The 3,284-nt window shown below is 69.9% G+C and carries 3 protein-coding genes; 2 read left to right on the top strand and 1 reads right to left on the bottom strand.

Features of this window, described 5'->3' with window-relative positions; translation table 11 throughout:
- Both HG543_RS52660 and HG543_RS52655 read left to right on the top strand, forming a co-directional pair.
- The coding region (locus HG543_RS52660; protein WP_246357932.1) for a Kelch repeat-containing protein at window positions 1-906 on the top strand (906 nt) is incomplete at its 5' end.
- A gap of 503 nt (window positions 907-1,409) precedes the next feature.
- Window positions 1,410-1,682, top strand: a complete 273-nt coding sequence (locus HG543_RS52655) for a hypothetical protein (protein WP_169352522.1) — start codon at window positions 1,410-1,412, stop codon at window positions 1,680-1,682.
- A 24-nt stretch (window positions 1,683-1,706) separates the two neighbouring features.
- On the opposite strand, the gene HG543_RS52650 is transcribed toward HG543_RS52655, so the two are convergent.
- Window positions 1,707-3,284: S53 family peptidase (locus HG543_RS52650; RefSeq protein WP_169352521.1), on the bottom strand; the 1,578-nt coding region annotated here is incomplete at its 5' end.

The following is a 3,284-nucleotide window of genomic DNA, read 5'->3' as shown; positions in this document are numbered from 1 at the left end:
CCCCTGCCCCACCCCCGCGCCAATCACGCCGCGGTGGCCCTGCCGGACGGGCGCGCGCTGCTCATCGGCGGGCGTGATGACAAGCACCCGGACCTGAGGAGCACCGTGTTCTGGGAGCCCCGGACGCGGAGCTTCCGCGAGGGTCCTCCGCTGCTCGCCGCGCGCAACGACCCCACCGCCGTGACGCTCACGGATGGTGCGGTGCTGGTGCTGGGCTCCGACCATGACGACGACCTCGAGCGTGGCACCCGCGCGGAGTTGCTGCGGTCCGGGGCGGACGCGTGGGAGCCCGCGGGCCAGACGGTGCGCATCTTCGAGCCGGGTCCGGTCTGCGTCAGCGGCTCGAGCGTGGTCATCACCGGTGGGCGGGCCAACGGCTTCGGCTACGCCATCGTCGACGGTGTCACCTACGCTCCGCCGAGAGACCCGAACACAGAGGTCTGGGATTCGGCCAGCCGCTCGTGGAGGACGGCCGGAGAGGTGGCGCACCCCGGGGAGCGCGGTGAGGGCGTCACGCTGGCCGACGGGCGCATCCTGGTGGTGGGCGGATGGAACCAGGGCGACGTGGTGACGGCCTCGACGCTGTGGGACCCGAGCACGGAGCAATGGAGCCCCACCGGCGCGCTGGCGCTTGCGCGCTCCGGTCTCGCGCTCACCGCGCTGCCAGACGGACGCGCGGCCGTGTCCGGTGGGATGACGATGGAGCCCTACCAGGACACGCAGGCGGTGGAGGTCTGGGATTCGTCTCGGGGCGGCTGGTCCCCGGGAACCCCGCTCGCGGCGGGCCGCGCGGGCCATCGCGTCGTGCCTCTGGGAGCCGGCCGCTTCCTCGTGGTGGGCAGCTCCCGCGTCACCCCAGATAGCGACCCGGAGACCACCTCCGAGGTGTGGCGCCCCGTCTCCTGAGGAAGGCCGTGATGAGCCTCCGCACATAGGTAAGTGCCAGCTCACCCACCTGAAGGCAGCTCATGGGCTTCCAGCATTCACGTCAGCTCGGAGCAGAGTCAGGTCAGAGACTTCCCGCCGTCACGAATCCAATGCCACGACAGCCGCGCAGGCGCGCCCCGAAGTCCAACGCCGGTGTGACCGGATTCGTTCTCCAGCACCTCTGTACCGAGTGGACCAAGGCCTCCCGTGGAGGGCCCGGGGCATCGCTGCGCAATGCGACGCCCCGGGCCCTGGTCCTCCCGGCGGTGTTCCTGGAGGACGCAGGTGGGGCCGTCGTCCGCCTTCAGGATGTGCACTTCGCGGAGCGCGAGCAGTTCCGCCCCACGGAGAGGCGGAGTTCCTGGCGAAAAGACCGCATGGAGCTCGAGGCCTTCCGGATAGAACAGGTCGAGGGCGGTCTCCGCGTCCTCCTGGTGGGCGGCCGTATGGGCATTCCAGGAGGAAGTGACTGGAGCGGCGCCATGGCGAAGGGAACGCACGAAGAGGAACTCTTCAGGCTCTCGCCGGGTGAATGGGGGCGCGCCGTCTACAACCAGCGCGGCCATATCTTCGATTCGGGCAACTGGTATTACCGGCAGCACATTCTCAACGTCGGAGTGCTGCACGGAGCAGGCTTGGACGTCTTCGTGGCGACCACGCCTCACGTCCAACACATCCGGAAGTACCTGCTGCGCCAGCAGGGTCCCGCCACGACGGCGAGCCGCTCACCGCGCCTGCCTTCCAGCGAGTCCTGAACGCGTCTCCCGAAGCCAGCGGAGTCAGGGCAGTGTGCGCAGCAGCCCCTGGGCGTCGGGCGCGCCCCAGCCCGTCACCATGTCCCAGCCACGGCCCGCGCGGTACTTCACGTTGCCTTCCTTGTCGACGGTGTGGCCCTCGGTCACATCGCGGAACGTGCGCTGGATTTCGGGGCGCGTGTAGAGCAGCGAGTTGAGGAAGCCCACGCGCGGCTTGCCCTCGTCGTCGCGCGCGTCGTTCACCACCGCTATCAGCCCCGCGAACATCGGCGAGGCGAACGACGTGCCGATATTCGAGTACCACTCGCCCAGCCACATGTACCAGTTGCCCATGCCCGAGTTGAGGGCGACGTCCACAGTGGCACGCTTGTCCCCGATGCCCTGGATGCCCCGCTGCCACTCGGGCACCGGGATGGTGAGGCTGGGTCCCGAGCCCGAGTGCGACCAGGCCGTTTCCCACACCACCCGCTCACCGATGAGGCCCAGGAGCGTACCGCCCACCGCCGTCACGTAGGGACTGGAGGCGGGCACGTCCACGCCGGCGGAGTCGCCGCTCGCCGCCGCCAGGGTGATGCCCAGCGCCGCGCCCATCATCGACGAGGCCGAGTACATGCGGCGCACCGCGCGCGGCTCGCTGTCCTCCCGGTGGGCGAAGGAGTTGGTGATGACGCTCACCTCGTTGCGCGCGATGGCTTCATTGTAGGTGAAGAGCATCGACGTGTTGCGAGCGTCCGGCCCCGAGTAGACGATGAGGTCCGCCTCGGGAGCGATGGCTCCCGCCCACTGCACGTCGAGGTTCGCCTCGCGGATGCGGTAGCGCGGTGGCCCCAGGGTGTTGATGGACGTGGGGTCCGCGCGGTCAATGCCCCACGTCTTCCAGAAGGCGCGCGTGTCCTTCAGGTGGAAGGTGCCGCCCACCACCACTCCCAGCTTGATGCCCTTGCCCCGGAAGCCCCGCTCCCACAGCGGCTTGATGCCGTAGCCCGCGGCAATCTGCTGCGGCGTGTAGCCATCCTCGACGTTGGCGGGCGCGCCCACGGGTGAGTCCGCCTCGGGTGGCACCGTGTCGTGCGCGTCATGGTCCAGGTCGAGCCCGACCAGCGCGAAGATGCGGTCCTCGATGGACTTCGGCACGGTGATGGTCTCGGTGAGGCCATACACGTCATGGGGCTGATTGCCCGCCTGCGGTGGCTTGCGCTCCATCACGCGCACCGTCACCCCGAAGGCGTCATTGAACTGGCCCACCGTCCCGGTGAACTGGATGAGCAGCCGGTTGGTGGCCACCGCGCCCACCTTGAGGCCCTTGCTCGCGAGCCACTCGGTGACGACGCGCACGTCGTCCTCGGGTGGGGAGTGACGCTGGTGCAGCTCGTCCGCGCTCGGGTACTGGCGGAACCGGGGGCTCGTCGGGTCGTAGAGCTCCTGGATGGTGCGCAACAGACCCGGCTCGTCATGGATGGGCAGCGCAATCAGCCCACGCAGCGGCTCGCCGCGCTGTGCCGCGCCCCTGTCCGTGTAGACGCCCTCGAGCGGCGCGGGCACGCCCGGGTTGCTCGCCAGGGGCGGCTTGTCCGGCCGAGGCGGCGCGGGCGGCGGCGGGGG

Origin of the sequence: Pyxidicoccus fallax, from assembly GCF_012933655.1 — a bacterium.
GTDB classification, from domain to species: domain Bacteria; phylum Myxococcota; class Myxococcia; order Myxococcales; family Myxococcaceae; genus Myxococcus; species Myxococcus fallax.
This window is presented reverse-complemented; position numbering and strand designations above follow the sequence as displayed.